This window comes from Hoeflea sp. CAU 1731 (assembly GCF_039888615.1).
Classification (GTDB): domain Bacteria; phylum Pseudomonadota; class Alphaproteobacteria; order Rhizobiales; family Rhizobiaceae; genus Flavimaribacter.
Genome location: NZ_JBDQQS010000014.1, coordinates 1 through 23,532 on the forward strand (window position 1 = coordinate 1; position 23,532 = coordinate 23,532).

Annotated in this window: 26 protein-coding genes and 1 tRNA gene; 20 read left to right on the plus strand and 7 right to left on the minus strand. The window is 58.8% G+C overall.

Features of this window, described 5'->3' with window-relative positions; all coding sequences use genetic code 11:
- The first annotated feature begins 834 nt into the window (after window positions 1-834).
- The 12 genes from AAFN47_RS20295 (at window position 835) to AAFN47_RS20350 (ending at window position 10,604) form a co-directional block, all read left to right on the plus strand.
- Window positions 835-1,374, plus strand: a complete 540-nt coding sequence (locus tag AAFN47_RS20295) for a hypothetical protein (RefSeq protein ID WP_499811083.1) — start codon at window positions 835-837, stop codon at window positions 1,372-1,374.
- A gap of 73 nt (window positions 1,375-1,447) precedes the next feature.
- Window positions 1,448-1,807 (plus strand): hypothetical protein, encoded by a 360-nt coding sequence (locus AAFN47_RS20300; RefSeq protein ID WP_499811084.1) that lies wholly within the window; start codon window positions 1,448-1,450, stop codon window positions 1,805-1,807.
- 29 nt (window positions 1,808-1,836) lie between these two features.
- Window positions 1,837-3,417, plus strand: a complete 1,581-nt coding sequence (locus AAFN47_RS20305) for a terminase large subunit domain-containing protein (protein ID WP_499811085.1) — start codon at window positions 1,837-1,839, stop codon at window positions 3,415-3,417.
- Window positions 3,418-3,425: 8 nt separating this feature from the next.
- Window positions 3,426-3,722: an HNH endonuclease gene (locus tag AAFN47_RS20310; RefSeq protein ID WP_499811215.1), complete on the plus strand. Its 297-nt coding sequence runs from the start codon at window positions 3,426-3,428 to the stop codon at window positions 3,720-3,722.
- Window positions 3,716-5,011, plus strand: a complete 1,296-nt coding sequence (locus tag AAFN47_RS20315; protein WP_499811086.1) for a phage major capsid family protein — start codon at window positions 3,716-3,718, stop codon at window positions 5,009-5,011. The genes AAFN47_RS20310 and AAFN47_RS20315 overlap by 7 nt, the downstream gene beginning before the upstream one ends.
- Window positions 5,011-5,634, plus strand: coding sequence for an HK97 family phage prohead protease (locus AAFN47_RS20320; protein ID WP_499811087.1), 624 nt, complete (start codon window positions 5,011-5,013; stop codon window positions 5,632-5,634). The genes AAFN47_RS20315 and AAFN47_RS20320 overlap by 1 nt, the downstream gene beginning before the upstream one ends.
- Complete coding sequence (locus tag AAFN47_RS20325) at window positions 5,634-6,179, plus strand: hypothetical protein (RefSeq protein ID WP_499811088.1); 546 nt, start codon at window positions 5,634-5,636, stop codon at window positions 6,177-6,179. Before AAFN47_RS20320 ends, AAFN47_RS20325 begins: the two co-directional genes overlap by 1 nt.
- Entirely contained in the window at window positions 6,176-7,246 is a 1,071-nt protein-coding gene (locus AAFN47_RS20330) for a phage portal protein (RefSeq protein WP_499811089.1), read from the plus strand. The genes AAFN47_RS20325 and AAFN47_RS20330 overlap by 4 nt, the downstream gene beginning before the upstream one ends.
- Before the next feature lie 954 nt (window positions 7,247-8,200).
- A complete protein-coding gene (locus tag AAFN47_RS20335) occupies window positions 8,201-8,536 on the plus strand; it encodes a hypothetical protein (protein ID WP_499811090.1) in 336 nt (111 codons plus the stop codon).
- Between the two features lie 362 nt (window positions 8,537-8,898).
- On the plus strand, window positions 8,899-9,354 hold the full coding sequence (locus AAFN47_RS20340; protein WP_499811091.1) for a hypothetical protein: 456 nt from the start codon (window positions 8,899-8,901) through the stop codon (window positions 9,352-9,354).
- Complete coding sequence (locus AAFN47_RS20345) at window positions 9,347-9,532, plus strand: hypothetical protein (RefSeq protein WP_499811092.1); 186 nt, start codon at window positions 9,347-9,349, stop codon at window positions 9,530-9,532. Before AAFN47_RS20340 ends, AAFN47_RS20345 begins: the two co-directional genes overlap by 8 nt.
- Window positions 9,533-9,677: 145 nt before the next feature.
- A complete protein-coding gene (locus AAFN47_RS20350) occupies window positions 9,678-10,604 on the plus strand; it encodes a tyrosine-type recombinase/integrase (RefSeq protein WP_499811093.1) in 927 nt (308 codons plus the stop codon).
- A 10-nt stretch (window positions 10,605-10,614) separates the two neighbouring features.
- Here the strand turns inward: AAFN47_RS20350 and AAFN47_RS20355 are convergent.
- The 4 genes from AAFN47_RS20355 to AAFN47_RS20370 all read right to left on the minus strand — a co-directional run bounded on the left by AAFN47_RS20355 (window position 10,615) and on the right by AAFN47_RS20370 (window position 14,673).
- Window positions 10,615-10,691, minus strand: a tRNA-Arg gene (locus tag AAFN47_RS20355).
- 124 nt (window positions 10,692-10,815) lie between these two features.
- Window positions 10,816-12,360, minus strand: coding sequence for a sensor histidine kinase (locus AAFN47_RS20360; protein ID WP_499811094.1), 1,545 nt, complete (start codon window positions 12,358-12,360; stop codon window positions 10,816-10,818).
- Between the two features lie 63 nt (window positions 12,361-12,423).
- On the minus strand, window positions 12,424-13,851 hold the full coding sequence (locus tag AAFN47_RS20365) for a dihydrolipoyl dehydrogenase family protein (protein ID WP_499811095.1): 1,428 nt from the start codon (window positions 13,849-13,851) through the stop codon (window positions 12,424-12,426).
- A 42-nt stretch (window positions 13,852-13,893) separates the two neighbouring features.
- Window positions 13,894-14,673, minus strand: coding sequence for a TVP38/TMEM64 family protein (locus AAFN47_RS20370; RefSeq protein ID WP_499811096.1), 780 nt, complete (start codon window positions 14,671-14,673; stop codon window positions 13,894-13,896).
- 346 nt (window positions 14,674-15,019) lie between these two features.
- Between AAFN47_RS20370 and rpmH the strand changes: the two genes are divergently transcribed.
- The 6 genes from rpmH (at window position 15,020) to AAFN47_RS20400 (ending at window position 19,406) form a co-directional block, all read left to right on the plus strand.
- On the plus strand, window positions 15,020-15,157 hold the full coding sequence (gene rpmH / locus AAFN47_RS20375) for a 50S ribosomal protein L34 (protein ID WP_220228549.1): 138 nt from the start codon (window positions 15,020-15,022) through the stop codon (window positions 15,155-15,157).
- 47 nt (window positions 15,158-15,204) lie between these two features.
- Entirely contained in the window at window positions 15,205-15,606 is a 402-nt protein-coding gene (rnpA, locus tag AAFN47_RS20380) for a ribonuclease P protein component (RefSeq protein ID WP_499811097.1), read from the plus strand.
- Window positions 15,606-17,411, plus strand: coding sequence for a membrane protein insertase YidC (gene yidC, locus AAFN47_RS20385; RefSeq protein ID WP_499811098.1), 1,806 nt, complete (start codon window positions 15,606-15,608; stop codon window positions 17,409-17,411). The genes rnpA and yidC overlap by 1 nt, the downstream gene beginning before the upstream one ends.
- Before the next feature lie 15 nt (window positions 17,412-17,426).
- On the plus strand, window positions 17,427-18,080 hold the full coding sequence (gene yihA / locus AAFN47_RS20390; RefSeq protein WP_499811099.1) for a ribosome biogenesis GTP-binding protein YihA/YsxC: 654 nt from the start codon (window positions 17,427-17,429) through the stop codon (window positions 18,078-18,080).
- A 69-nt stretch (window positions 18,081-18,149) separates the two neighbouring features.
- The gene (locus AAFN47_RS20395; protein WP_499811100.1) at window positions 18,150-18,914 is read left to right on the plus strand and encodes a CDP-alcohol phosphatidyltransferase family protein; all 765 of its coding nucleotides are present in this window, start codon (window positions 18,150-18,152) and stop codon (window positions 18,912-18,914) included.
- 231 nt (window positions 18,915-19,145) lie between these two features.
- Complete coding sequence (locus AAFN47_RS20400; RefSeq protein WP_499811101.1) at window positions 19,146-19,406, plus strand: hypothetical protein; 261 nt, start codon at window positions 19,146-19,148, stop codon at window positions 19,404-19,406.
- Window positions 19,407-19,446: 40 nt separating this feature from the next.
- On the opposite strand, the gene msrB is transcribed toward AAFN47_RS20400, so the two are convergent.
- Window positions 19,447-19,950: a peptide-methionine (R)-S-oxide reductase MsrB gene (gene msrB, locus AAFN47_RS20405; protein ID WP_499811102.1), complete on the minus strand. Its 504-nt coding sequence runs from the start codon at window positions 19,948-19,950 to the stop codon at window positions 19,447-19,449.
- 155 nt (window positions 19,951-20,105) lie between these two features.
- On the opposite strand from msrB, the gene argB reads away from it, so the two are divergent.
- Entirely contained in the window at window positions 20,106-21,011 is a 906-nt protein-coding gene (argB, locus tag AAFN47_RS20410) for an acetylglutamate kinase (RefSeq protein WP_499811103.1), read from the plus strand.
- A gap of 308 nt (window positions 21,012-21,319) precedes the next feature.
- Here the strand turns inward: argB and AAFN47_RS20415 are convergent, their stop codons facing one another.
- Window positions 21,320-22,225: an EamA family transporter gene (locus tag AAFN47_RS20415; RefSeq protein ID WP_499811104.1), complete on the minus strand. Its 906-nt coding sequence runs from the start codon at window positions 22,223-22,225 to the stop codon at window positions 21,320-21,322.
- Window positions 22,226-22,327: 102 nt separating this feature from the next.
- On the opposite strand from AAFN47_RS20415, the gene AAFN47_RS20420 reads away from it, so the two are divergent.
- On the plus strand, window positions 22,328-23,041 hold the full coding sequence (locus AAFN47_RS20420) for a pyrimidine 5'-nucleotidase (protein WP_499811105.1): 714 nt from the start codon (window positions 22,328-22,330) through the stop codon (window positions 23,039-23,041).
- On the opposite strand, the gene AAFN47_RS20425 is transcribed toward AAFN47_RS20420, so the two are convergent.
- On the minus strand, window positions 23,017-23,403 hold the full coding sequence (locus tag AAFN47_RS20425; protein ID WP_499811106.1) for an ATP-binding cassette domain-containing protein: 387 nt from the start codon (window positions 23,401-23,403) through the stop codon (window positions 23,017-23,019). The two genes, AAFN47_RS20420 and AAFN47_RS20425, sit on opposite strands and share 25 nt — an antisense overlap.
- Window positions 23,404-23,532: the final 129 nt, after the last annotated feature.

The following is a 23,532-nucleotide window of genomic DNA, read 5'->3' on the forward strand; positions in this document are numbered from 1 at the left end:
ACGCCGGCGAAGGTCACTGGAAAGTGCATGGGTCATCGAATCATCTCCTCGACCCAAAGAATCACACCGCCGGCACAATTGGAAGCATCCCTGATTCACTCAAAGCACACGATGCTCTAACCTAGCTGCGAGCGCAAAGTGCCAGGTGCTTCATAAGGCGTACTATGCAACCATTTGGACCATTAAGCATCTGATTTGAATGATGATCCCGGCGCGATTCGAATGCGCAATCTACAGATTAGGAATGGAAATAATCGATCCCGAAGAGACGATCACGGAATTCTAAGCAACACCAAGGCGCAAAGTTCGCGAATAGTCGCGAAGTTTATCCATTTGCTGACATAGTGCTGACACAGACCGCATCAGGCCATCAGTATGAAAGCTAAGTGCTTGATTTTATGGCGCGCTCGGGAAGATTCGAACTCCCGACCCCCAGATTCGTAGGCTTGGGCCGAGCATTGATTCTAAAGGGGATTTCTGCAAACCGACCTCAAAAGGCGGGATAAAAAATCAATGGGTTAGCGGTATATCTGCAAACCGGGTGGAGCCACCGCCCGAAATAGAAATCGCCGCCCTGGTTTTCCCCAACCTGGGCGGCGATGAGACGAAAAGAGTTTCAAGGCCTTTTCATCTCGAAAACTACCACAAAGCCGATGTTCGTTACAAGGTAAAAAGGCTGATCGGGGGTGCGAAATGAGCGCATCCACAATCAGCTTCAGCGCCCGTCTGCTCAGCTCCGCCCTAGTCAATTCACAGCCGAAAGACGCCGCCCTGGTTGCGGGGTTTCAATCTGGCGCAGTTCACACGCGATCAGCATCCGGCCGGCGACCAGACATGTCGAAACTCTGGGCGCGTCCACAAGCTCGGCAGTATCAACGATCGCCAGATAAGGAACGATCGATCCGCCGTCGCCGCACGCTCGCCGCGACCTATCCCATGCCGCCGGCAATGGCCGGGATGTTGACGACATCTCAGCTCGCTTATGCGCGGATCGTCGCCGACGAGATTCAGAAGCGTGGTAGTTGCCAGCTTTGCCTCGATGCCATTGCCGCTCGTGGCGGCATGTGCAGGAAGACGGCTCAACGCGCACAGGACCGGCTCGCAGAGCTCGGCTGGATCACTGTCTGGTATCGAAAGCGCAACTGCGGTGTGCGGCATCTTCCGAACCTCGTGCGCATTGTCTCGGCCGAATGGAAAGTCTGGATCGACAAGGGTCCGAAGCGATCGATTAAGACAGGACATTCGTGTCTGACCACGGTAACTGAGAATAATATAACCGCCTCAGTGCCGCGTGAGAGGCCGCAAAGGGCTCTTGAAAAGAGAGCTTTTAGGCAGGGCAGAGGACACACAACGAGCGGGAGCGGCCCTGGCTGACGGGTGCAGACCGAGATAGTTGCAGGTTATTGAACAATTCTGTAATGTCGTTCACAAATAGTGGACGATAGCGATGGCCTCTATTCTCCTGGATACACTTGCAGATCAGATCACCGAGGCGCTGGAAGCGCACAACGTTCCACATGGGCTGACGCTGATAGAGCGGACCGTGGGTGAGGTAGGCCCTGCGCACAATCCCGGCCCTGCGACGACCACGGAGTATGACTGTCGCGGCTGGGTGGACAGCTGGACAGAGGCAGAGCAAGAGCTGGTGGAGACAGGCGACATCAAGGTCATTGTTCTCCAGTCGAGCCTGTCCCTCCCTGCTGATGTGGCCCATGCGGTCAAGATCAATGATCAGACGTTCAACGTTGTGCGGATCGATCAGGATCCGGCAGGCGCCTTGTGGATCATCCATGCGAGGCCGCTCTGAGCGCGGCGAAGAAATCCAATGTGGTCCCAATGCCCGAAAAGGCTGGCACGGGGGGGCTCGTGGGTGGGACTGTTCCTTTCGCTCTCCCGAAGAACTCAGAGGCGGCAAAGGCGATCCGGTTCCTAGAGAGTCTGAAAATACCTGAGGGGCCGAAGGCGGGTCAGAAATTAAAGCTGGCAAATTTCCAGAAAGATTTTGTTATCGGGGCTCTCGATCCGGCGAACATGGTCGGGGTTCTCTCGATCGGTCGAGGCAACGCAAAGACGGCTCTTGCGGCCGGTCTGGCTCTCGGTGCCGTCATGGGTGTGTGGGATAAACAGCCGAGACGGGAAATCCTGCTTGCCGCACGGAACCGGGACCAGGCGAAAATCGCATTCGGCTTCATGGTGGGCTTTGTCGAAAGCCTTCCGAAAGCCAAGCGAGAGAAATTCACGATCCGGCGCGGATCGCGGCTTGAGGTCGAATTTGACGGCAACGGCGGCGGGCTGGCGCGCTGTATCGCAGCCGATGGACGGTCGATCCTGGGCGGCGCTCCGACGCTGGCAATCCTCGATGAGCGGGCCGCCTGGGAACGCGACAAGGGCGATCTCCTGGAAAACGCCATTCTGTCCGGTCTGGGGAAGCGCAACGGCAAGGCGTTGATCATTTCGACCAGTGCGCCAGACGACGCCAACACGTTCTCGAAATGGCTCGATGAGCCTCCGCCTGGGACGTATGTGCAGGAACATCGGCCGGCGTTCGGTCTCCCTGCTGACGACGCCGAATCACTGCTGATCGCCAACCCTGGGGCCGTTGAGGGCATCGGCGCCAGCCTCGATTGGCTCCAGGCGCAGGCCAGACGGGCGATCGCTCGTGGTGGATCCGCTCTCTCCAGCTTTCGAAATCTCAACAGGAATGAGAGGATTTCGAGCGAAAACAGGTCGGTCCTGGTCACGGTCGATGAATGGCTTGCTGCCGAAGTTTCCGCCGACGATCTGCCACCCCGCGAAGGTGAATGCGTCCTGGGTGTCGATCTCGGCGGATCCCGATCGATGTCGGCGGCGGTGTTCTACTGGCCTCGAACCGGCCGCCTGGAGGTCGTCGGAACCTTTCCGACCACCCCGACGCTCGCCGATCGCGGCGCGGCCGATGGCGTCGGCTCTCGCTATGTCGAGATGGAATCGAGGGGTGAGCTGATCACGATGGGGCAGGCAACGGTCCCGCCGGGTCTATGGCTCTCAGAGGTGACGCGCCGGGCCGATGGCGCTGCGATTTCCTGCATCGTCGGCGACCGATTCCGCCATGCTGAATTTGCGGAGGCGATGCAGAAAGCAAACTTGCGGGTGCCGTTCATATGGCGCGGGTTCGGGTGGAAAGATGGCGCAGAGGATATCGAGCGTTTCAGACGCGCTCTGTTTGACGGTCAAGTCAAAGTGCTTCCTTCATTGCTGCTCAGATCAGCCTTTTCGGACGCGATTACGCTGGTGGATCCGGCGGGCAATCACAAGCTGGCAAAGGCTCGCTCTCTCGGTCGCATCGATGCGGCCGCCGCGGCCGTTCTGGCGATCGCCGAGGGCGCCCGGCGCGCAGCTCGCCCGGCCTCAAAATCGAGGGCCGCGACATGGGTCTGAAAAATTACATGCGCCACAGCAAGGCGGCGAGGAAGTCGAGACGATGGCTCGCTGTCCGGCTGGAAGCGAAACGACGGGACGGGTGGCGATGCCGCAAGTGCGGATCAGTGGGCCGCCTGGAGGTCGACCACATCAAGCCGGTTCGGGACGCTCCCGAGCTCGCCTTTGAGCTCAGCAATCTGCAAACGCTCTGCTCGAGCTGCCATTCAAAAAAAACACGAATCGAGATCGGCCTGGGCCGGGAAGATCCAGCCAGGGAGGCTTGGAAAACTCTCTTGTCAGAAACGAGGAATGAAACATGTTGAAGTCAGTTGAAATCCAGCGTCGTCAGTCGGAGATCCGGCAGTCGCTCGCTGAGCTGGTCGGCAAGGATTCGCCGACCGAGGATGAAACCCGTTCGATGGGCGAGCTCGACAATGAGTATCGGGCGAATGAAACCCGATATCGGGCCGCGCTCATTGCCGAGGACGAGGAACGCCGGGACGCCAAAGACGAGCTCGAAACCCGATCCGATCGCGAATATGCGGAACTGATCGGCCGGTTCGAAATGCGCCAGGTTGCGCTTGCACTCGACGAGGGCCGCACGCTCGACGGACCGACGGCGGAAATCGTCCAGGAGATGCGGAACCAGGGCGGCTATCGCGGTATTCCGGTTCCGTGGCAGGCTCTGGAGCTTCGCGCAGGCGAAACGATTGCATCCGGCACGCCAGATCCGATCCAGACTCGACCGATCATCGATGCGATTTTCCCGGATTCGGTCGCCGGCCGGATGGGCGCGGAGATGCTCAACATCGACGCCGGCGAGGTCGAATGGCCGGTTGTGACACAGGGCGCAAGCGTCAGCTGGCAGTCGACGGAGGCTGGTAGCGTCGGATCGGCTCAGGCTTTCCAGACAACGGACAGGCCGCTGGCGCCGGATCACACTCTCGGCGTGCAAATGAAACTGACCAGGAAGTCGCTGAAACAGTCGGGCGCTGCAATGGAACAGGCGGTCCGTCGTGACATGAATTCCGCGATTTCGGCAGAGCTGGACCGCGTGGTGTTTATGGGCGTCAACACCGAAGGCGAGCCCGACGGGGTGATCCTGGGCGCAAGCAACTACGGCATCACCGATACTGGGCTCGACGCAGAACCGACCTACGCGAATTTTCTGACGGAGATCGTGGCGTTCATGTCGGCGAATGCGATCAAATCGCCTGGCGAAGTGATGGCTCTTATGCATCCCGAATTGTTCGGATATCTCGAATCCAACGTGAACGAAACGCTGCAAATCACCGAATATCAGCGGCTGGCGCTGCTGATGACTGGTCGCAAGCCGACCGGGTTCTCGCCGCAGAACATTGTCATCTCTGGAAACGCGATCGACACGCCGACGGAATCGCCGCCGGAAACTCAGATGCTGATGGCGACATCGACGGGCGGCGTTGCGCCGATCTTTGTCGGCACCTGGGGCGGGATCGATTTGATCAGGGATCCGTACACGGACGCGGCGTCGGGCGGGCTGCGGCTGACTGGCCTGGCGACGATGGATGTCACGGTTGCCCGTCCCGCTCAGCTGCGTGTTCTCAGCGGCATCCAGATCCCGTCTTCGTGATGTTGCACGGGCTGATCCAGGGTCAACTGGAGGTCCGGCGGGCGGGTGATGGTTCCACCCGTCTCGCCGGGTCTTTTCCGTATGGGACGCCGGCCGTCTTGTCGGATGGCGGGCGCACTGGACGGCCGCGAAAAGAGGTGATCGCGCCGCGCGCGTTTGCCTACCGCGTCGAAAAACCGGACGAGGATATTCATCTTTTGCTCGGTCACGATTTCGGGCAGCCTTTGGCGTCGAAGCTCACGGCAACGCTCAAACTCACGGATACGGATGAGGCGCTGAAATTCGAGGCGCTGATCTCCAGGGAAATCGCCGAAACGTCCTACGGCCGCGATGCGCTCGCCATGATCGGCAGCGGTCTCGCCGTCGGGATTTCACCAGGTTTCCGGATACCGCCGGCCCGAGCGGTCAAGGATGCTGAGGCAATCAGCGAGGAACCGGACCGGCCGGATGAGGGGATGCACAGAGCGATCATCCGCACTGTGAAAAGCGCCTTGCTGTACGAGCTCAGCGTCGTCACCAGGCCGGCATATTCGGAAAGCCAGGTTGAGGCGCGGAACTGGGCGCCGAATCACAAGCCGGAGGTTTCAGGATCTCGAACGGCTGCCAAACGCTGGAGACTATGATGGTCGAAACGATCAAGCAGACAGAGGCCATTCCAGACGAGTATCCAGACCTCGGAAGCCCGTCGCCGCTTTCTAATGCGGCCCAGGCGCTCGATCAGGAAGCGCTCTGGCAACGGCTCGAATCGTTCGTGGCGTATCGATGGACCGAGCGGGATGTTGAATGGATCGTCGAGGGATGCGGCGAATGGGTGCCGCCGCTGCAGCCCGCAACGATCTCAGCGGTCGAGCGATGGACATCCAACAACAGCTGGGAGGCGATCACGCCAGACGCATCACCACGCGGCGGGTATTGCCTGCCGGGCGGGACATATCGGTTCACCGCGTCCGTCGGTGGCGGAACTGTCCCTGCTGCCGTTCTGGAGGCGTTCAGGCGGCTTGCTGAATACACGGCTGCGAGGCCGATGTCGCAGGCTGGCATCGCTTCTGAGAGCGTGACGGCCGGGTCTGTGTCGATATCGAGGCGAATGTCGCCGTCGGCGATCGGTGAGGGAATGGCAAACAGCGGCGCCGGGGATCTGCTGCGAAGATATCGGAGGGTATCGTGATCAACTGGCTCAGGAATCTATTCACTGCCGACAAGCTGGAAAAGCGCGCTGCGGCGTCCGGCTTCACGGCTGAAATCATGCAGGCCCGGGAATCGTATATCTCGGGCAGTCGCGGGCTGGCTGAGCTCACGGCGACGGTCCAGGCGTGCGTTTCGCTCTGGGAAAACGGTCTCAGCGTGGCCGATGTCCAGGGGACAGACTTGCTCGATCGGCGCACTCTGGCGATTGTCGGTCGATCGGCAGCCTTGCGGGGTGAGAGCGTTTTTCTGATCCGCGACGACGGCCTGGTGCCATGCTCCGATTGGGACTTGCGAACGCGGTTCGGCCGGCCGAGCGCATATCGGCTATCGATCAGTGAAGCCGGCGGTGGCTTCACGCAAACGGCTCTCGCTGCGGAAATCCTTCACTTGCGAATCGGCTGCGATGCGGCCGCACCGTACTACGGGCAGGCTCCATTGAAACGGGCATCGCTCACGAGCTCGATGCTCCAGGCAATCGAGAGTGCGCTGGCTGAGGTTTTTGACAACGCGCCGCTCGGCAGCCAGATCGTGCCATATCCCGAATCCGCCGAAACAGATTTGACGCAACTCGGGCGGAGTTTCAGAGGGCAGAGGGGCCGCGTCCTGCTTCGCGAGAGTGTCAATGTCCAGGCGGCCGGAGGGCCAGCGCCAACGGCTGATTGGCGGCCGCAGGATGTGACGCCAAATCTCGAAAGAGCAATGACGGCGGAAAGCCTGGAGGCGGCCAGGGGCGCAATCTGTGCGGCGTTCGGTGTCCTGCCGGCGATGTTTGCGTCGAATGCACAGGGGCCGCTTGTGCGCGAGGCGCAAAGGCATCTGGCGACGTGGCAATTGCAGCCGATCGCCGAAATCTTGGCAGAGGAAGCATCTGAAAAGCTCGGCAGTGTCGTGAAGATCGACACGGTGCGGCCGCTCCAGGCGTTTGACGCTGGTGGCAGAGCTCGGGCGCTCTCGACCATCGTCGAAGCGATGGCGAAGGCTAAGGAGGCTGGTCTGTCGCCCGGGGATGTCGGGCAGGCGTTGAATCTCGTCGATTGGCGCGAATGATGTGTCGTCCAGGAAACAACGCATCACGCGGAGTAGAAGGCGCGTTATCGTCGATCGGCTTGTATCGATCATGAGAGCGGTTGAACCGACGCCGTTCGCGGCCGAGGGGCCGGCGCGGGCTGGCGTTCGCTCGGCGTTCTGTCTCGATGGCTGGGATTGGCAACGAGCTGACGCTCTTGCGGGCGAAATCGTCGGGAATTCACTACGAATTGTTGGCGCAAAGCGACCGAGCTGGCAGCAAGGTCAGCCGGAATATGTCCAGCCGGGCATCTCGCCGGTCTATTTTGATCGATGTCGAAACTGTCAAAAGCCGCTGGAGGAAGGGCAACGCAAGTTCTGCTGTCATGAGTGCAACACGGCCTTCAACGCGCGCAGGCGTGAGGCCAGGCTGAGAGAGGAAATATCTCTGGCAGCGGCCGCCAGGCGGGCTGCCTGGCGTGCGAATCAGCCGGAACGGGTCTGTGAGAGTTGCGGCCGGCGATATCGACCAAACAAGCCGCGGCAGCGATTTTGTAGGCGGCAATGCGCGGTTCGATGAAACTTGAAGACCTGCTCGACGAAATTTGCGCATGGTGCGGCAAAGGTTTTGAGAGCCGTCGCGTCGATCAAAAATATTGCAGCTCAGCTTGTCAGCGCAAGGCAAGCAAATCGTTTGAGGCATCTGTTATCTCGGAGGAACGGCGGAGGGCGCGGGCAGGTCGGACGTGTCTGAGGTGTGGAACTCTCTTCGATGCTTCTCGGCGAGATCAGATTTACTGTTCGAAGCGATGCAATTGTGCCGTCCAGTCGGCACGATATCGAAAACGGAAACAGACCATCATAAGAGTGTTCCGGGAAATTAGAGAGAATACTGGAAAGAAATCAACGCAGGGTTGACTTTGGCCAATGTGTAACAGCAAGGTAAATTCGCGAATTCAAGGATAATAAGATGTAGCTGCAGCCGGGGAGGTATAGATGTCTGATGAAGAAAACTTCATTCTCAATCTGGACGAACTTGGAGAGGAAAGAGTTCGCCAACTTTTTGAAAGCAACAACTACACAGGCGAAAGAGGTAAATGGGCAGGAACCTGGCTCGCAAATAAAGCAGAACTGCGACGCACGGAACAAGAGAAACACAACGCCCAAATTGTGGATGCAGCCAAACGCTCAGCGGATGCGGCGGAGCGTTCCGCCATAGAGGCGGGACGGACTTCCGACGGGGTGGAAGATCAAGCTAAATATGCCCGTAGGGCACTGATTGTATCGGCATTGGCATTGATAGTAGCGATTGCTGTTGCGGTTTTCAAATAGCACAGTCGATCGGATTCGACTCCAAAATCAGAGGTAGGCCAAGGTCAGCCTGCGGATTGAGAGACCCGCAAATAGACCGGGCGTATAGTCGGGCGGTGGCCTAACAACTCCGACAGCCGGCAGCTGGTTCCAAATCCTCCCTGCGTGGCCGGCCTTTTTCCCAACTTTCCACAGATGCGATTGCATTTGAAAAATGCTCAATAAAATCAACGAAACGTTGTAACCGAAATGGTTACACTAGAGCATAAGTGTAACCGAAATGGTTATATTATGAAGCTGAATCAATTGCTTGCAATGAATCGGCCGCTTGACTTCCTCGTCCTAGCGATCATCATGTGTCCACACTACCGAGGTGATTTGGCATGAAGCGTACTAGACCGGCAAGAACCGGCGATTTCCGTGCGATCGGCGTTCGGCTCCGGCCGTGGATGCGTCGCTGGTTGGAAGGCGCGGCTACTCGTCGACAGGCCACCGTCAACTATGAAGCAATAATTCGCCTGCAGGCGAGCATGTTTCTCGACCAGATCTTCAACGCCAACGACGACAATAAGGCTTTAAAACTGATGCACGATCTCAAAAAGAAAATGGACAATCTAAAGCCTGGCAGCGATCTGATGACCGGGTTCAAGCCAGGCAACGCAAAGGACTTCAACGAGCTTAACTTGGGGTTCCAGGTTGAAAAGCGCGGTGCCAAGTGGGTTGTCGTTGACGACGCCGGCAACTGGCATGCTAACGGTCCGAAACAGATGCAAGCCGTACAAGCCGCTTATCTGCTGCTCGATCTCCGCATAGCGCAGTCCGATGGTATCGATGGCTAATCGTCCGACCACTATCCGCAAAGCCGATATCGAGCGCACTGTAAAGGGTGTACTCGCAACCGGTCTCGTGATTGCGAAGGTGGAAGTGGAGGGGCGCAAACTAGTTATCCACACGGCCGACGGGAATGAACACGAAAGGCCTCTCGACCAATGGAGGCGCCAACGTGGTCAGAGCTAGCCTCGAGGGCGTAAACACCGTCAAGAAACGGCTCGCCGATGGGTCCGTGCGTCTTTACTATTATCATCGCGCCACTGGCACCCGCCTCGAAGGCAAACCCGGCTCACCAGAATTCCTCAGAGATTACGCCGCGGCTGAAAAGACCTTGCTCGATCGGCTGGCGGGAACGTTCGACGGCCTGATCCGCGACTACACGTTATCACTCGAATTCGAAAAGCTGGCCGAGAGCACCCGCAAAGAATATCGGCGAATGCTCACCAAGGCCGAAACGGAATTCGGCAACATGCCGCTTTCCGCGCTCGACGATCCACGCGTGCGCAAAGACTTCATGGACTGGCGTGCATCTGTTGCAAGAGGCTCCGGCGATCGTGAAGCCGATAACCGCCTCAGCGTCATTTCATCAATGCTAAGCTGGGCCAAGGAAAACGGTCACATTCTCAGCAATCACATTGCAGGATTTCGACGACTGCACCATGCCGATCGTTCCGGGCTGATCTGGCTTCCGGAGCACATCTCCGCATTTATGCGCGTCGCGCCAGTTGAGCTGCAACGTGCGCTGATCCTTGCCCTTCACAGTGGTCAGCGCCAGGGCGACCTGTTGCGGCTGACCTGGGGCAATTATGACGGTACGCTGATCACGCTGAGGCAAGGCAAAACGGGCCGCAAGGTGGAGATCCCGTGCACGAGTGCGCTGAAAAAGATGCTCGACAGTCTCGATCGCGACAGTGCTGTTGTCCTGACCACAAAGACCGACCGGCCCTGGAAACCGCGTTATTTCAAGGCCCAATGGGAGATCGCCTCGAAAAAGGCCGGCATCACCGAACTGCATTTCCATGATCTGCGCGGCACAGCCGTGACCATGCTCGCCGAGGCCGGTTGCACGACGCCTCAGATAGCATCAATCACCGGCCACAGTCTCAAAACCGTGAACACCATTTTGGACAGATACCTTGCCCGCACCCGCGTTCTCGCGGGCGAGGCCGTCGCCCTGTTTGAGAACGCAACGAGCACAAAGTTTGCAAACCGTTTGCAAACCAGCACACAGAAAACGAGCAAAGGATCAGATAAGTGACTGATTTTATTGGCGCGCTCGGGAAGATTCGAACTCCCGACCCCCAGATTCGTAGTCTGGTGCTCTATCCAGCTGAGCTACGAGCGCGCGTTGCGGGACAGTTTGCCGTCCGCGAGACGGCTACCTAATCCTTTCGTGACGGGAATGCAAGCGCCGCCAGTCTAAAAAATTGCTCGCTCCTCACACCCGCAGAACTTCCGCTCAAGGGGGATCAGTCGCCTTTGCCCGCTGCGCCGCCTGGCGCGGCGGAAAGGTGGGAAGCGCCGCCAACCGGCTGATCGGGAAGCGTGATGCGGAAGCGGGTTCCGGGCTCCGGTTTGTCGACGAGACGAATTGCGCCTCCATGCGCGCGCACCAACTCGTCGGAAATCGCAAGGCCAAGTCCTGTTCCACCGGCGCGCGCTGATCCGTGAAACGCCTTGAAAAGATTTTCACGCGCCTTTGCCGGCATCCCCGGGCCAGTATCGTCTATGTCGATGATCGCGTTGCACCCGTCGCGGCGCGCCGACACCGTGATACGGCGAATGACCGACGGATCGTTGCTGTTCGACGCTTTCAGCGCCTCGAGCGCATTGCGGCAGATATTGTGGACGACGCGAAACAGCTGTTCGCTGTCGGCGACGATCTCGAAGCCATTCCCGACATCGTTTACGAACTCCACGGCGACGCTGTCGTCATGCGCCTTGTCGCCGGCGATCTCGGGTTCGATGATCAGCAGATCGCGCACGTCGGAAACCAGCATATCGAGGCGCACCAGCCGCTTGTTCGGGTCAGCTTCGCGCGCCCGACCGTAATCGAGAACATCGCGCGTATAAGAGACAGCGCGATCAATCGCGCGCAGCAGCTTGGGCGAAAAGCGCTTGACCACCGGATCGTCAACCTCCGTCAGGCGGTCCGATATCAGTTGGGCCGAAGCCAGAATATTGCGCATGTCATGATTGATCTTGGAGACGGCCAGACCAAGATTGGCCAGATGCTGCTGTTCCTTCAGGGTCTGCTGCAGGGTTTCCTGCATGCCGGCAAGATGCTTTTCGGCAATTCCCAGTTCGTCGCCAGATCGGCTGGGCTGGATGATCTTGGCCGGATTGTCCGGCTCGCGGGAAAACGCCTCCATGCTCGCCGTCATGCGTTGAATGGGACGAATCATCATCGTGTTGATGGCGACGAACACCAGTCCCGCCGTCATGAAGGAAATGATCAGCGACAACGCCAGGACGTTGCGGCCATAGATGAACATTGCGCGACGCAGCGGCGCCTCTTCCATCACCACATCGATGACCATGTCGGTTCCGCTCACCGGACCGTATACCCGGATAATACGGTCCTCACCCGAAAACAGCGTCGAGAAGGCGTCCCCGATCGCCGTCAGCGGGCCGGCTTCGGCAAGATCATACTGCTGATCGACCTCCGCTGGCATGTCGGAACTGGCGATAAGCCGGGACATGCCGCCGGTCTTGAGGGCGATCGACTTGGTGCCGGTCGCCATCAAGGCGTCGTCCTGGATCGGCCGCGGCAGATCCATGTCCTCCCATCCTTCGATAACGATGCTGGCCGCCGCCGCCGTACGCAACCGGTCCTCAAGCCAGCGCACCCGCGTATTGGCCACAGACGGCACGAAGATCAGAACTTCGGCGATCATGACGAAGAGAATCGTCAGCAGCAGCAGCTTGCTGGACAGGCTGTGACGTGGTTTCTCGCCACTGCCTGCTCCGCGGACCTGCTTCTCACCGCTGAATTCTTGTCGTTGCATGTTCATGACTGAAACTGTTCGTGCAATACTTACAGCGGTATAGACCTTTTCGGCGAATGACGAAACCAGCTAGCCGAAGCGGCGCAGAAAACGGATGACCCGGCGCACCAGCGTCTTGCGTGTAAGCGGCAGGTAGCTTGCCACGATCGCCCGCCGGCCAATCTCGCTCATGGTGGGATAAGGAGGAATGTAGTCTCGGCCGTCGCCAAGTTTCATTTTGCGGCTGACGGCCAGCGTCCAGAGATTGATCATCTCGCCCGCGCCGGCGCCAACGATTGAAACGCCGACAATGCGACTACCGGAATCGACGATGAGCTTGATATGCCCGTCGGTCAGGCCTTCCGCCTGGGCGCGGTCGTTCTCAGCGTAGGGCCAGCGCAGCACCCGGATCGATTTGTTTGCCGCCCGCGCCTGCTCCTCCGTGAGGCCGACATGGGCAAGCTCCGGATCGGTGAAGGTCACGCGCGGGATTATCGATGCGTCTTCTCTCGCCGGCGCCCTGAACAGGATCTGCTTGATGACGAGGCTCGCATGATAACTTGCGACGTGGGTGAACTGCAGGCCGCCTGCGACGTCTCCGATCGCGAAGACGCGACGGTTTGATGTCTTGAGGTTCCGCCCGACCTTAATTCCTTTTGCATCATATCGCACGCCTGCTTCGTCAAGCCCGAGATCGTCGACACTCGCAGCCCGGCCAGTGGCGACAAGAAGATGGCTGCCTTCAATCGTGCGGAGCCCCTCGCCCGTCTCCACGGCGAGCCGGACGCCGCTTCTCCCACGCTTCTTGACTTCGGACACAGTAGCGCTCTCGACAATCTCCACGCCCTCTGCGCGCATCCGGTCGAGCACTATAGCGCCCAACTCCGGGTCTTCCTTGCTGAGCGCTCTGTCCGCTTCCAGCACTGTGACCTGCGAGCCGAGACGGTGATAGGCCTGAGCCAGTTCAAGACCGATCGGTCCGCCGCCAATGATGACGAGCCTACGCATTGGCGCTGTTCTGTCGAAAATTGTTTCGTTCGTGAGATAGTCGACGTCTTCAAGTCCGGGTATAGGCGGAATTGCCGGCTTCGAACCTGTCGCCACGACGAAGCGGCGCGCGCGGATTTCACAATTAGCGGCAACCACCGTGTCGGGACCGGAAAACCGGCCTTGGGCGCGGATAACCTTGACGCCGAGCGCCGTGAAGCGTTCTTCGGAATCGTTCGGCGCAATGGCCGAGATCGCTCTTTCGATATGCGCGCGAACTTGTCTGAAGTCGACTTTCGTCTCGCCTGCATATACCCCGTAGAACGGCGCCGCCCCGATCGCGTGGGCGTGTTTGGCCGCAGCGATCAGCGCCTTGGAGGGAACGCAGCCATAATTCAGGCAGTCGCCTCCCATCTTACCCGCCTCGATCAGCACAACTTTGACACCGAAAGCGGCGGCGGCGGCGGCAACGGTCAGTCCGCCCGAACCGGCGCCGATGACGCAGATGTCAGGACGGAGTATATCGGTCATCGAACAATCCTCGGCTACAACGGAAGCGGCCGGCTGACGGAGTCAGGATGACCCGCCGTTCTTGCGCCAAAACTTCTTCACCACAAGCGGTATAGCCGCAATAACGGCCAATGCGAAGAAGGCGATGGTCAGTTCCGGAGTCACGATGTCGGACAGGGACAGGGCCTCGCCGGCCACGGCGGCCGAGACGATGACGCTGTCAAGACCCTCGCCGAGATAGGCGTAGGCGAAAGTGCCGGGCAGGATGCCTATCAGCGTCGCCAGCACATAGGTGCGCAGGCTTACGTTGAAAAACGCCGGAGCAATGTTGACCGCAAAAAAAGGAAAGATCGGCGCAAGGCGCAGCACGAGGAGGTATCCGAAAGCATCCTCCTGAAAATTGTCCGCGGCGCGGCTTACCGCCGGACCGGCTTTTTTCTTCAAAAGGTCGCCAAGCGCCGACTTCGCCGCAAGGAAAAGAACAGTCGCGCCAAGGGTTGCGGCGACAGCGGTCAAGACACCGCCCCAAAACCAACCGAACAGGAACCCGCCGAGGATCGTCAGGAGGGACGCCGCCGGAAAGGCGAATGCGACCGCCGTGGAATAGACAATGAAATAGATAAGCGAGGCCATGGAGTAATGCTCGCCAACATAGGATTTCAGATATTCGCGATTGTCGACGATCGCCTCCAGTGAGAGAAAACGGTGCAGACCAAGCAAATAGCCGAGCAACAATCCTCCCAATATCACCAAAACCGGGAGGAACCGACGCGCTACAAGCCGGAAACCGGAACGATTGTCCGTCTTTCCGTCCAATTCGCCATCTTGCTCCGTCACCGTCATTTCCAATCCTGTACTCCGATGCCTGTTCGTGGCCGCGTTCACTCCAGACCGAATCTAGGGGTTCCCCGTCGGCCGTGCCAGTGACATCCTTTGCCGATTGCAAAACGTCTGCGTGATCACGGCGCAGAACAGCCTCACAATGGTGTGAAGCGCGGCGGCGACCGGCGATCATGCGGCAATCCTGCGCAATTGACTCGCCTGTGTCGAGTGCGTATAAGCCGCGCACGTTCGGGTTCAAACATTCCGGCGGCGCGATTTTGCGCGCAACGACCGGGTCCGGACACAATCGCAACGCTGCTGTTTTTAACAGACCCAAGAAGGGCCGCACACCGCGGTATTGAAATAAATGACGAAGCGTACCTATCAACCCTCGAAACTCGTGCGCAAGCGCCGGCACGGATTCCGCGCGCGCCTCGCAACAAAGGGCGGCCGCAAGGTTCTCGCCAATCGCCGAGCTCGCGGGCGCAAGCGCCTGTCGGCGTAAGCTCCAACCCTGCCTGGTCCACTCAGCCAAAGGCCGAAGAAGGGTCCATGTCGCCGCACAGGCAACCGCCAGAACTCGGACGATTGAAGAAACGATCCGACTTTCTTGCCGTTCGCAAGGGCGATCGACGAAAGGGTCCCTTTTTCGTTCTGGAAGTGCTCGACCGGGAACTGCCGGACGAGGCCGCCCGTATCGGCTACACGGTGACTAAACGCCAGGGAAACGCTGTAGAACGCAACCGGATCAGGCGCAGGCTCAGGGAAGCCGTTCGTTTGTCCGCGGCGTTTGATATGAAGCCCGGTCATGACTATGTGGTGGTAGCGCGAAGGGACGCGCTCGATGCGCCGTTCGGCGCATTGACTGAATCGCTCTGCCGGCGAATTGCACGCAGCAGCAGACCGAAAGACACGCGCGGCGGCCAGAGGCAGCCCGGACACAGGAACGCCTAATGGAAAACAACCGCAACTACATCGTGGCGATCGTCCTCTCGCTGGCAATCCTGATTGGCTGGCAGTTTTTTTTCGTTCAGCCACGCATTGAGCAGGAGCGTGCGGCTCAACAGCAGCAAGCCGAATTGCAGGCGAACGCGCCGACGGCCGAGGAGCAGATTCAATCCGATCTGCCTGCAGCGACTTCCCAGGGCAGCGTTCCGGGAACCGAAAGCCCGTCAGGCGGCGCAACGATGTCGCGGGACGCTTCGCTTTCGCAGACTGACCGCGTGAACATTGACACCCCGGATCTCACCGGCTCGATCAATCTGAAGGGCGCGCGCTTCGACGACCTGAAGCTGAAAAACTATCATCTCACTGTTGATCCATCGAGCCCGATCATCGAGCTTCTGTCTCCAGCCAATCTGGACAACGGGTATATCGCCGAGTTCGGCTTCGTCGGTAACGAAACGAGCGGGTCGGTTCCCGGTCCTGAAACGATCTGGTCCACCGAAAGTGGAACGCTCGCACCGGATTCTCCAGTTGTGCTTACCTGGGTCAATGACAAGGGCGTTGAATTCACCCGTACGATCGCCGTCGACGAGCATTATCTGTTCACGATCGAAGACAGCGTCGCCAATACGGGCGAGGCAGCTGTTTCGGTGTCGCCATATGGGCGCGTGACGCGGTTCGAGAAGCCGGACCTTACGGGCATCTGGATTCTGCATGAGGGTCTGAAAGGCTACATCGGCGAAGACGGTCTTCAGGAAATCGACTATGACGACGTCGCGGAGGCCAGCACAATCACACCGGCGAAGGCGACAACCGGCTGGCTCGGTTTCGCCGACAAATACTGGGCGACCGCCATGGTGCCGACCCAGGGCAGGGAGTTTCAGTCGCGTTTCACCTATCGGGACGACGGCGGCGTGCGCTACCAGGCGGATTTTCTTTCCGATCCCATCACGATCCAGCCCGGTGAAACGCAGTCGACAGAGCAATTGCTGTTTGCCGGGGCGAAGGAAGTGCCTGTTATCGACAGTTACCAGGAAGCCTACAACATCACCCATTTCGACCTGATGATCGACTGGGGCTGGTTCTTCTTCCTGACAAAGCCGATGTTCTTCGTGCTCGACTACTTCTACAAGATGTTCGGCAATTTCGGCATCTCGATCCTGCTGACGACCGTCCTCGTCAAGCTCATCTTCTTCCCGCTCGCCAACAAGTCCTACAAATCGATGGCGGCCATGAAAAAGTTCCAGCCAAAGATCGAGGAACTGAAGGAAAAGTTCGGCGACGACCGTCAGGGCATGCAGAAGGCCATGATGGAACTCTACCGCAAGGAGAAGATAAATCCGGTCGCCGGATGCTGGCCGATGCTTCTCCAGATTCCGGTGTTCTTTGCGCTCTACAAGGTGCTGTATATCACCATCGAGATGCGCCACGCGCCGTTCTTCGGCTGGATCCAGGATCTTTCGGCGCCCGACCCGACCTCGGTCTTCAACCTGTTCGGCCTGCTTCCGTTCACGCCGCCGGCCATCTTGATGCTCGGGATCTGGCCGCTGATCATGGGCTTCACCATGTTCCTTCAGATGCGGATGAACCCGACCCCGCCAGACCCGACCCAGGCGATGATCTTCAACTGGATGCCGGTGGTCTTCACGTTCATGCTGGCGAGTTTTCCGGCCGGCCTCGTCATCTACTGGGCCTGGAACAACACGCTGACGATCCTGCAACAGGGCGTGATCATGAAGCGCCAAGGCGTGGATATTCCGCTGTGGAGCAACCTTGTCGGGCTTCTCCGACGAAAACCCAAGGCTGCGGAATAGATTCCTTCCGATCCGATGGACAGCGACGCCGATCACATGGAGAACTCGCCTTTTTCGCGCCCCTGGACCTTCATCCGGGGCGTTCCGGCGATGAAGTTCCTGCCGCCGGAAGGCCCACCTGAAGTCGCCTTCGCCGGCCGCTCCAATGTTGGCAAGTCGTCGCTGATCAACGCTCTCGTACGGCAGAAGAGCCTGGCTCGCACTTCCAATACGCCGGGTCGCACGCAGGAACTGAATTATTTTGTGCCGGAAGGTTATTCTGGAGAAGCAGGCGACCTGCCGCCGATTGCACTGGTCGACATGCCCGGATACGGCTTCGCCAAGGCGCCGAAAATACAGGTCGACCAATGGACGCGTCTCGTCTTCGATTTTCTGCGCGGCAGGGCTACGCTGAAGCGCGCATTCGTGCTGATCGACGCGCGCCACGGAATCAAGAAGAACGACGAAGACGTGCTCGACCTGATGGACAAGGCGGCTGTCTCCTATCAAATCGTTCTGACGAAGACAGACAAGATAAAGGCTGCCGGGCTTCCTCACCTGATCGGGGAGACAACAAGCAGGCTGGCCAAAAGGCCGGCCGCTTTTCCACAGGTTCTCGCAACGTCCTCCGAGAAGGCGGCTGGCCTGGAGGAATTGCGGGACGCCATCCTCTTTGCTGCAAGAGCTTGATAAGCTGCGACTTTATCAATTAACTGTCTGGATGGCCCGCAAACGGCGGCGCATGGGAGTAATGTGTTCATGACAGGAGACGGCAAGCACGAGCCTCAACAAGTGGCGATGGCCTGGGCCGTGCATGCTCTGACGGCTTCGGGCATCGTGCTGGGTTTCCTTGCTCTCGTCGCGATATTGGACAATGACAAGACCGCGGTTTTCATGTGGTTGGGTCTTGCCCTGTTTGTCGACGGCATCGACGGAACAATCGCCCGAAAGCTGCACGTGCGCGACGTCACGCCTCAATTCGATGGCACGACCCTCGACAATGTGATCGATTATTTCAACTACGTCGCCGTGCCAGCAATGATGGTCTACTGGTTCGGCCTCGTTCCGGATGGCTGGGCAACTATATCGGCCGCCGCGATCATGGCCGTATCGCTCTACACTTTCGCCAATACGGCGGTCAAAACGTCAGACTACTATTTCTCAGGCTTCCCGGCGCTGTGGAACGTGGTCGTGCTCTATTTTCACATCCTCCAGACCAGTCCGACGATCAATCTGGTTGTGATCGTCATATTGTGCGTTCTGACATTCATCCCGTTGAAATATGTGCACCCGTTCCGCGTCACCGAATGGCGAAACGTCACCGTTCCGGTGACGGTGCTGTGGGCGGCGACAACGCTTCGGCTGGTGCTCATTCCCCCGGAAGGATCGAAGATACCGGACGCCTCTTCGATCATCTTCTGGCTGTGGATTTTGTCGACTTTCTATTTCGCGGCGTTGTCGCTGTGGCGCTCGCTGAGACCGGAGCTTGACAAAAAGCCGCCAGGCCAGGACACGCCGCCCTAGCCGACAGATCCTTCGCCACTCAATGACATGTCCAGAAGGAACCGCGATTTCGGAAAAAAAAGCCTGCTGGAAGGAATAAGCTCCGTCGTGGAAATGCGCGATCACTGTGAGGACCAGGTATTGGTCGCCGGGAGAAACACCGAGGATCGCCTGCACTGAAAGCTCCGGCTCCGTCAGTAAAACGCGCCGGGTCACCTTGAGGGTTGGCCGATCGAACTGCGATGAAAAGATTTGCTTGAGGTTGACGTTGTCGAACACCGAAGGCTCGATCTCCACGAAGCCGAGCTGATCCGGACCTTGGATGGCTGCGGCTGGGACGGAGGCGAAATCCATATCGAGGCGGGCGGTCTGGGCAGCGGCATGCGCCTCTACGCCATGCCCGAGACGATGCGCGAAACGCGCCTCGATATCGAACGGCTGATCACAACGCCAAAAGGCGCCGAGCGGCGCCTTTATGTTCGCGTACAACAGGAAGACGGTCAGCGCGCCTGAGCCAGCCTCATATATGTGATATCGGTCTGAACCCGGAGCGTCAGCCCGACTGGGTCGCCTTCGGCTCGAAGGTCAGGGCAACGCCGTTTATGCAGTGACGCTTGCCGGTCGGCGGCGGACCGTCGTCGAACACATGGCCGAGATGGCCGCCGCAGCGGCTGCAGTGAACCTCGGTGCGCGTCATGAAGAAGCTGCGATCGGTCTTCGTGCCGACCGCGCCCGGCAACGCCTCGTAGAAGCTCGGCCAGCCGGTGCCGCTTTCATACTTGGTCTCCGACGCGTAAAGCGGAAGATCGCAACCGGCGCAATTAAAGGCGCCGGCGCGCTTCTCATTCAGAAGAGGACTGGTGAAGGCGCGCTCCGTCGCTTCATGGCGCAGGACCGCGTATTGCTCGTCGGTGAGCATGGCCTTCCATTCCGCGTCCGTATGGGTGACTTCGAATTCCTCGCTCGCCTGCGCAGGGACCGACATCTGTCTTGCCGCAGCAAAAGCGCCCACTACGGCGACGGCCGCGCCCGACAGGAGTGATCGACGACTGATCATTGTTCCGTCTCCTTGTTTCTCGAAGCAAATATAATCAAAAGCGCGATGACGTTCCCATGAACTTTTCGCGAGTGGCATGTGTTTTCGCCGCGGAAGAGCCAATTGCCCCTCGCCGGCAATGCCGCTACAACACCGCAAATCAATAGGGATACTCCATGACCGACATCACGACAGACAAGGGCGGCAAGGCTGAACTGCAGGCGGAATTCCTCGCCGAGGCGCTGCCTTACATGCAGCGTTACGAAAACCGCACCATTGTCGTGAAATACGGCGGCAACGCTATGGGCGACGACACGCTCGGTCAGGCTTTCGCTCGCGACGTCGCGCTGCTCAAGCAGTCGGGCATCAACCCGATTGTGGTCCATGGCGGCGGACCGCAGATTGGCGCGATGCTAAACAAGATGGGCATCGAATCGAAATTCGAGGGCGGACTGCGCGTCACCGACGAGAAGACGGTCGAGATCGTCGAGATGGTGCTCGCAGGCTCCATCAACAAGGAAATCGTCGCTATGATCAACGCCGAGGGCGAATGGGCGATTGGCCTCTGCGGCAAGGACGGCAACATGGTCTTCGCCAAGAAGGCGCACAAGACCATGATCGACCCGGATTCCAACATCGAGAGGATCCTCGATCTCGGTTTCGTCGGCGAAGTCGTCGAGGTCGATCGCACGCTTCTCGATCTGCTCGCGAAGTCCGAGATGATCCCGGTGATCGCGCCGGTGGCGCCTGGACGCGACGGGCACACCTACAACATCAACGCGGACACGTTCGCCGGCGCCATCGCCGGCGCGCTGTCGGCCTCGCGCCTTCTGTTCCTGACCGACGTTCCGGGCGTCCTCGATCGGAACGGCACTCTGATCAAGGAACTTTCGGTCGGCGAGGCGCGCACCCTGATCGCCGACGGAACCATTTCCGGCGGGATGATCCCGAAAGTCGAAACCTGCATCCAGGCGATCGAGGCGGGCGTCGAGGGCGTGGTCATTCTCAACGGCAAAACCCGTCACGCAGTGCTGCTGGAAATCATGACGGAACACGGCGCCGGAACCCTGATAGTTCCTTAAGATATTGTTTTAGTTGTATATATTCATATTTTGGCGTGGTTTCTGCAAATCTGGCTTTGTTTCGGGAATTCGGATTTTCGCCGATTTCAGGGGTCTGGCTTTGTTTCGGGAATCCGGAAATTTCGGCGATTCAGACCGGTTCTTCGATCGTCAATCAAATCTGGCATTGTTTCGGGAATCCGCGTTTTCACGTCTCTTACGCCCATAGGCGAGCGGAATACAACGCGCCTCATATAGCATAAAACGGGGCGAAACGCACCGGGAAAGTTCTTGCTTCGTTTCTGTTCGAACGTGCGCTGCAACGTTTGTCAGGTCACCGCCACGAGTACGATCACGCCGGCGACAATCAGCAGGGTTCCGGCGATTTCCAGGCGACTGACCGATTCACGGAAGATGAAGACCGACGAGGCGTAGGTGAAAATGATCTCGACCTGCGCCAGCACCTTCACATAGGCCGCCTGCTGCAGCGTCATGGCCATGAACCAGCCGAAGGAGGCGGTGGCGCCGGCGAGGCCGACGATCAGCGCCGGCTTCCAGGCTGCGGCGATGCGGCTGATTTCCTCACGATCGCGCCAGAGCATCCAGGCAAACATCACCACCGTCTGGAACACAATGACAAAGGCGAGCGTGACAGCGGCCTGCATCATGAAATTCGGACCGCCCAGCGAAAGCGAGGCCGCGCGGTAAGCTACGGCTGCAACGCCGAAACCGGTTCCCGATGCGATGCCGATCAGGGCGATGCGGCTGAAAATCGCGGTGAACAATCCGGTCCAGCTGATCGGTCCACGGGCGACGGACAGGATCATGACGCCGAAAACCGCAATCGCGATCGCAACGAGGCTGCCCGGGCTCATCGTCTCGCCCAGGAAAATCAGTCCGAAAAACGCCGCCTGAGCCGGCTCGGTGCGCGAATAGGCGGTGCCGACCGTGAAGTTGCGAAATGAAAAGAGGTAGACCAGAAGCAGGGTGCCGACGATCTGCCCAAGCGCACCGACAATCGCCCAGACGAAGAAGGCGCCGTTGAGGTCTGGAAAGGCAAACCCCGCTCCGTAACGAAGCGCCAGCACGAAAAAAATCGCGAAGGGAAAGCCGAATCCGAAGCGCACGAAAGTGGCGCCCGTCGTTCCCATGACGCCCTTGAGATGTTTCTGCATTGCGGAGCGGACATTCTGCAGGAACGCAGCCGCTATCGTGATGGGAATCCAGAGTTCCATATCCGTCGTGACTAGAGACAAATATTGGATTTGCCAATGGAGCCCGATAGGATTTATGCAAGGACGACAGACTTTTCAGCTCACAGCGTGGCGCCAACACACATGATCGAAAACCTTCCGAACAAAACAGATTTTGATCGCATCACCGACTGGGTTTTCGATCTCGACAATACGCTGTACCCGCGTCACACGGATCTGTTCTCCCAGATAGACCGCAACATGACCGATTATGTATCGACATTGTTGCGCCTGCCGCGCAAAAAAGCCCGTGAATTACAGAAACAATATTACCGGGACCACGGCACGACGCTGAACGGGCTGATGAACCTGCACAAGATCGATCCGAACGATTTCCTCGAGAAAGTGCATGATATCGACTATTCGTGGGTCAAGCCGGACGCGGCGCTTGGAGAGGCGATCCGAACGCTGCCCGGCCGCAAGTTTATCTTCACCAATGGCGATCTCGGCCATGCGCAACGCACCGCCCAAGCCCTCGGCATTCTCGAACATTTCGACGAGATATTCGATATCCTTGCGGCTGGCCTGACGCCGAAGCCGGCGCGCCAGACCTACGATCTGTTCCTGCAACAGCATGGCGTCCACAGTGAGCAGGCGGTGATGTTCGAGGATTTGCCGCGTAACCTTGTCGTGCCCAAGGATCTTGGCATGGCGACCGTGCTCGTTGTTCCCCACAATCTGGACCAGGCGCTGGGCGAAGCCTGGGAACATGATGGCCGCGAGGGCGAGCATATCGATTATGTGACGGACAATCTGGCTGATTTTCTCGGACATTACCTCTCGATCGCGGCGGACTGAGTCTCTGTCGCCGCACACCATCCGGCCGCGGCCATGAGCGAACGCATGTAGGCGTTCCGCGACCTGAACATGACATCGTCCGTCGGACCCTCATCGACGATCTCGCCTTGTCTGAGCACGACAATCCGGTCGCTGATGCTCGATACGACCTGCAGATCATGACTTATGAAGAACAGACCGAGACCCATATCGTCGCGAAGATCCATCAGGAGATTGAGGATCTGGGCCTGGACGGAAACGTCGAGCGCCGAAACGGCCTCGTCGGCAACAAGGAGATCGGGGCTGGTGACGATGCCCCGCGCGATCGCAATCCGCTGGCGCTGGCCGGCTGAAGAGGCAATCAGGCGGTTGAACGAGGTCATGGTCCGGCTCCAGAACAAGGGTTCCGGATCCATTACCAGCCGATCAATATAAAACGCCGGTGACGGCGCTGACGCCATCGCCGGCCTGTTCGCGAGACTTACGCCATGCCACTTGTCAGCGGGCTGCGG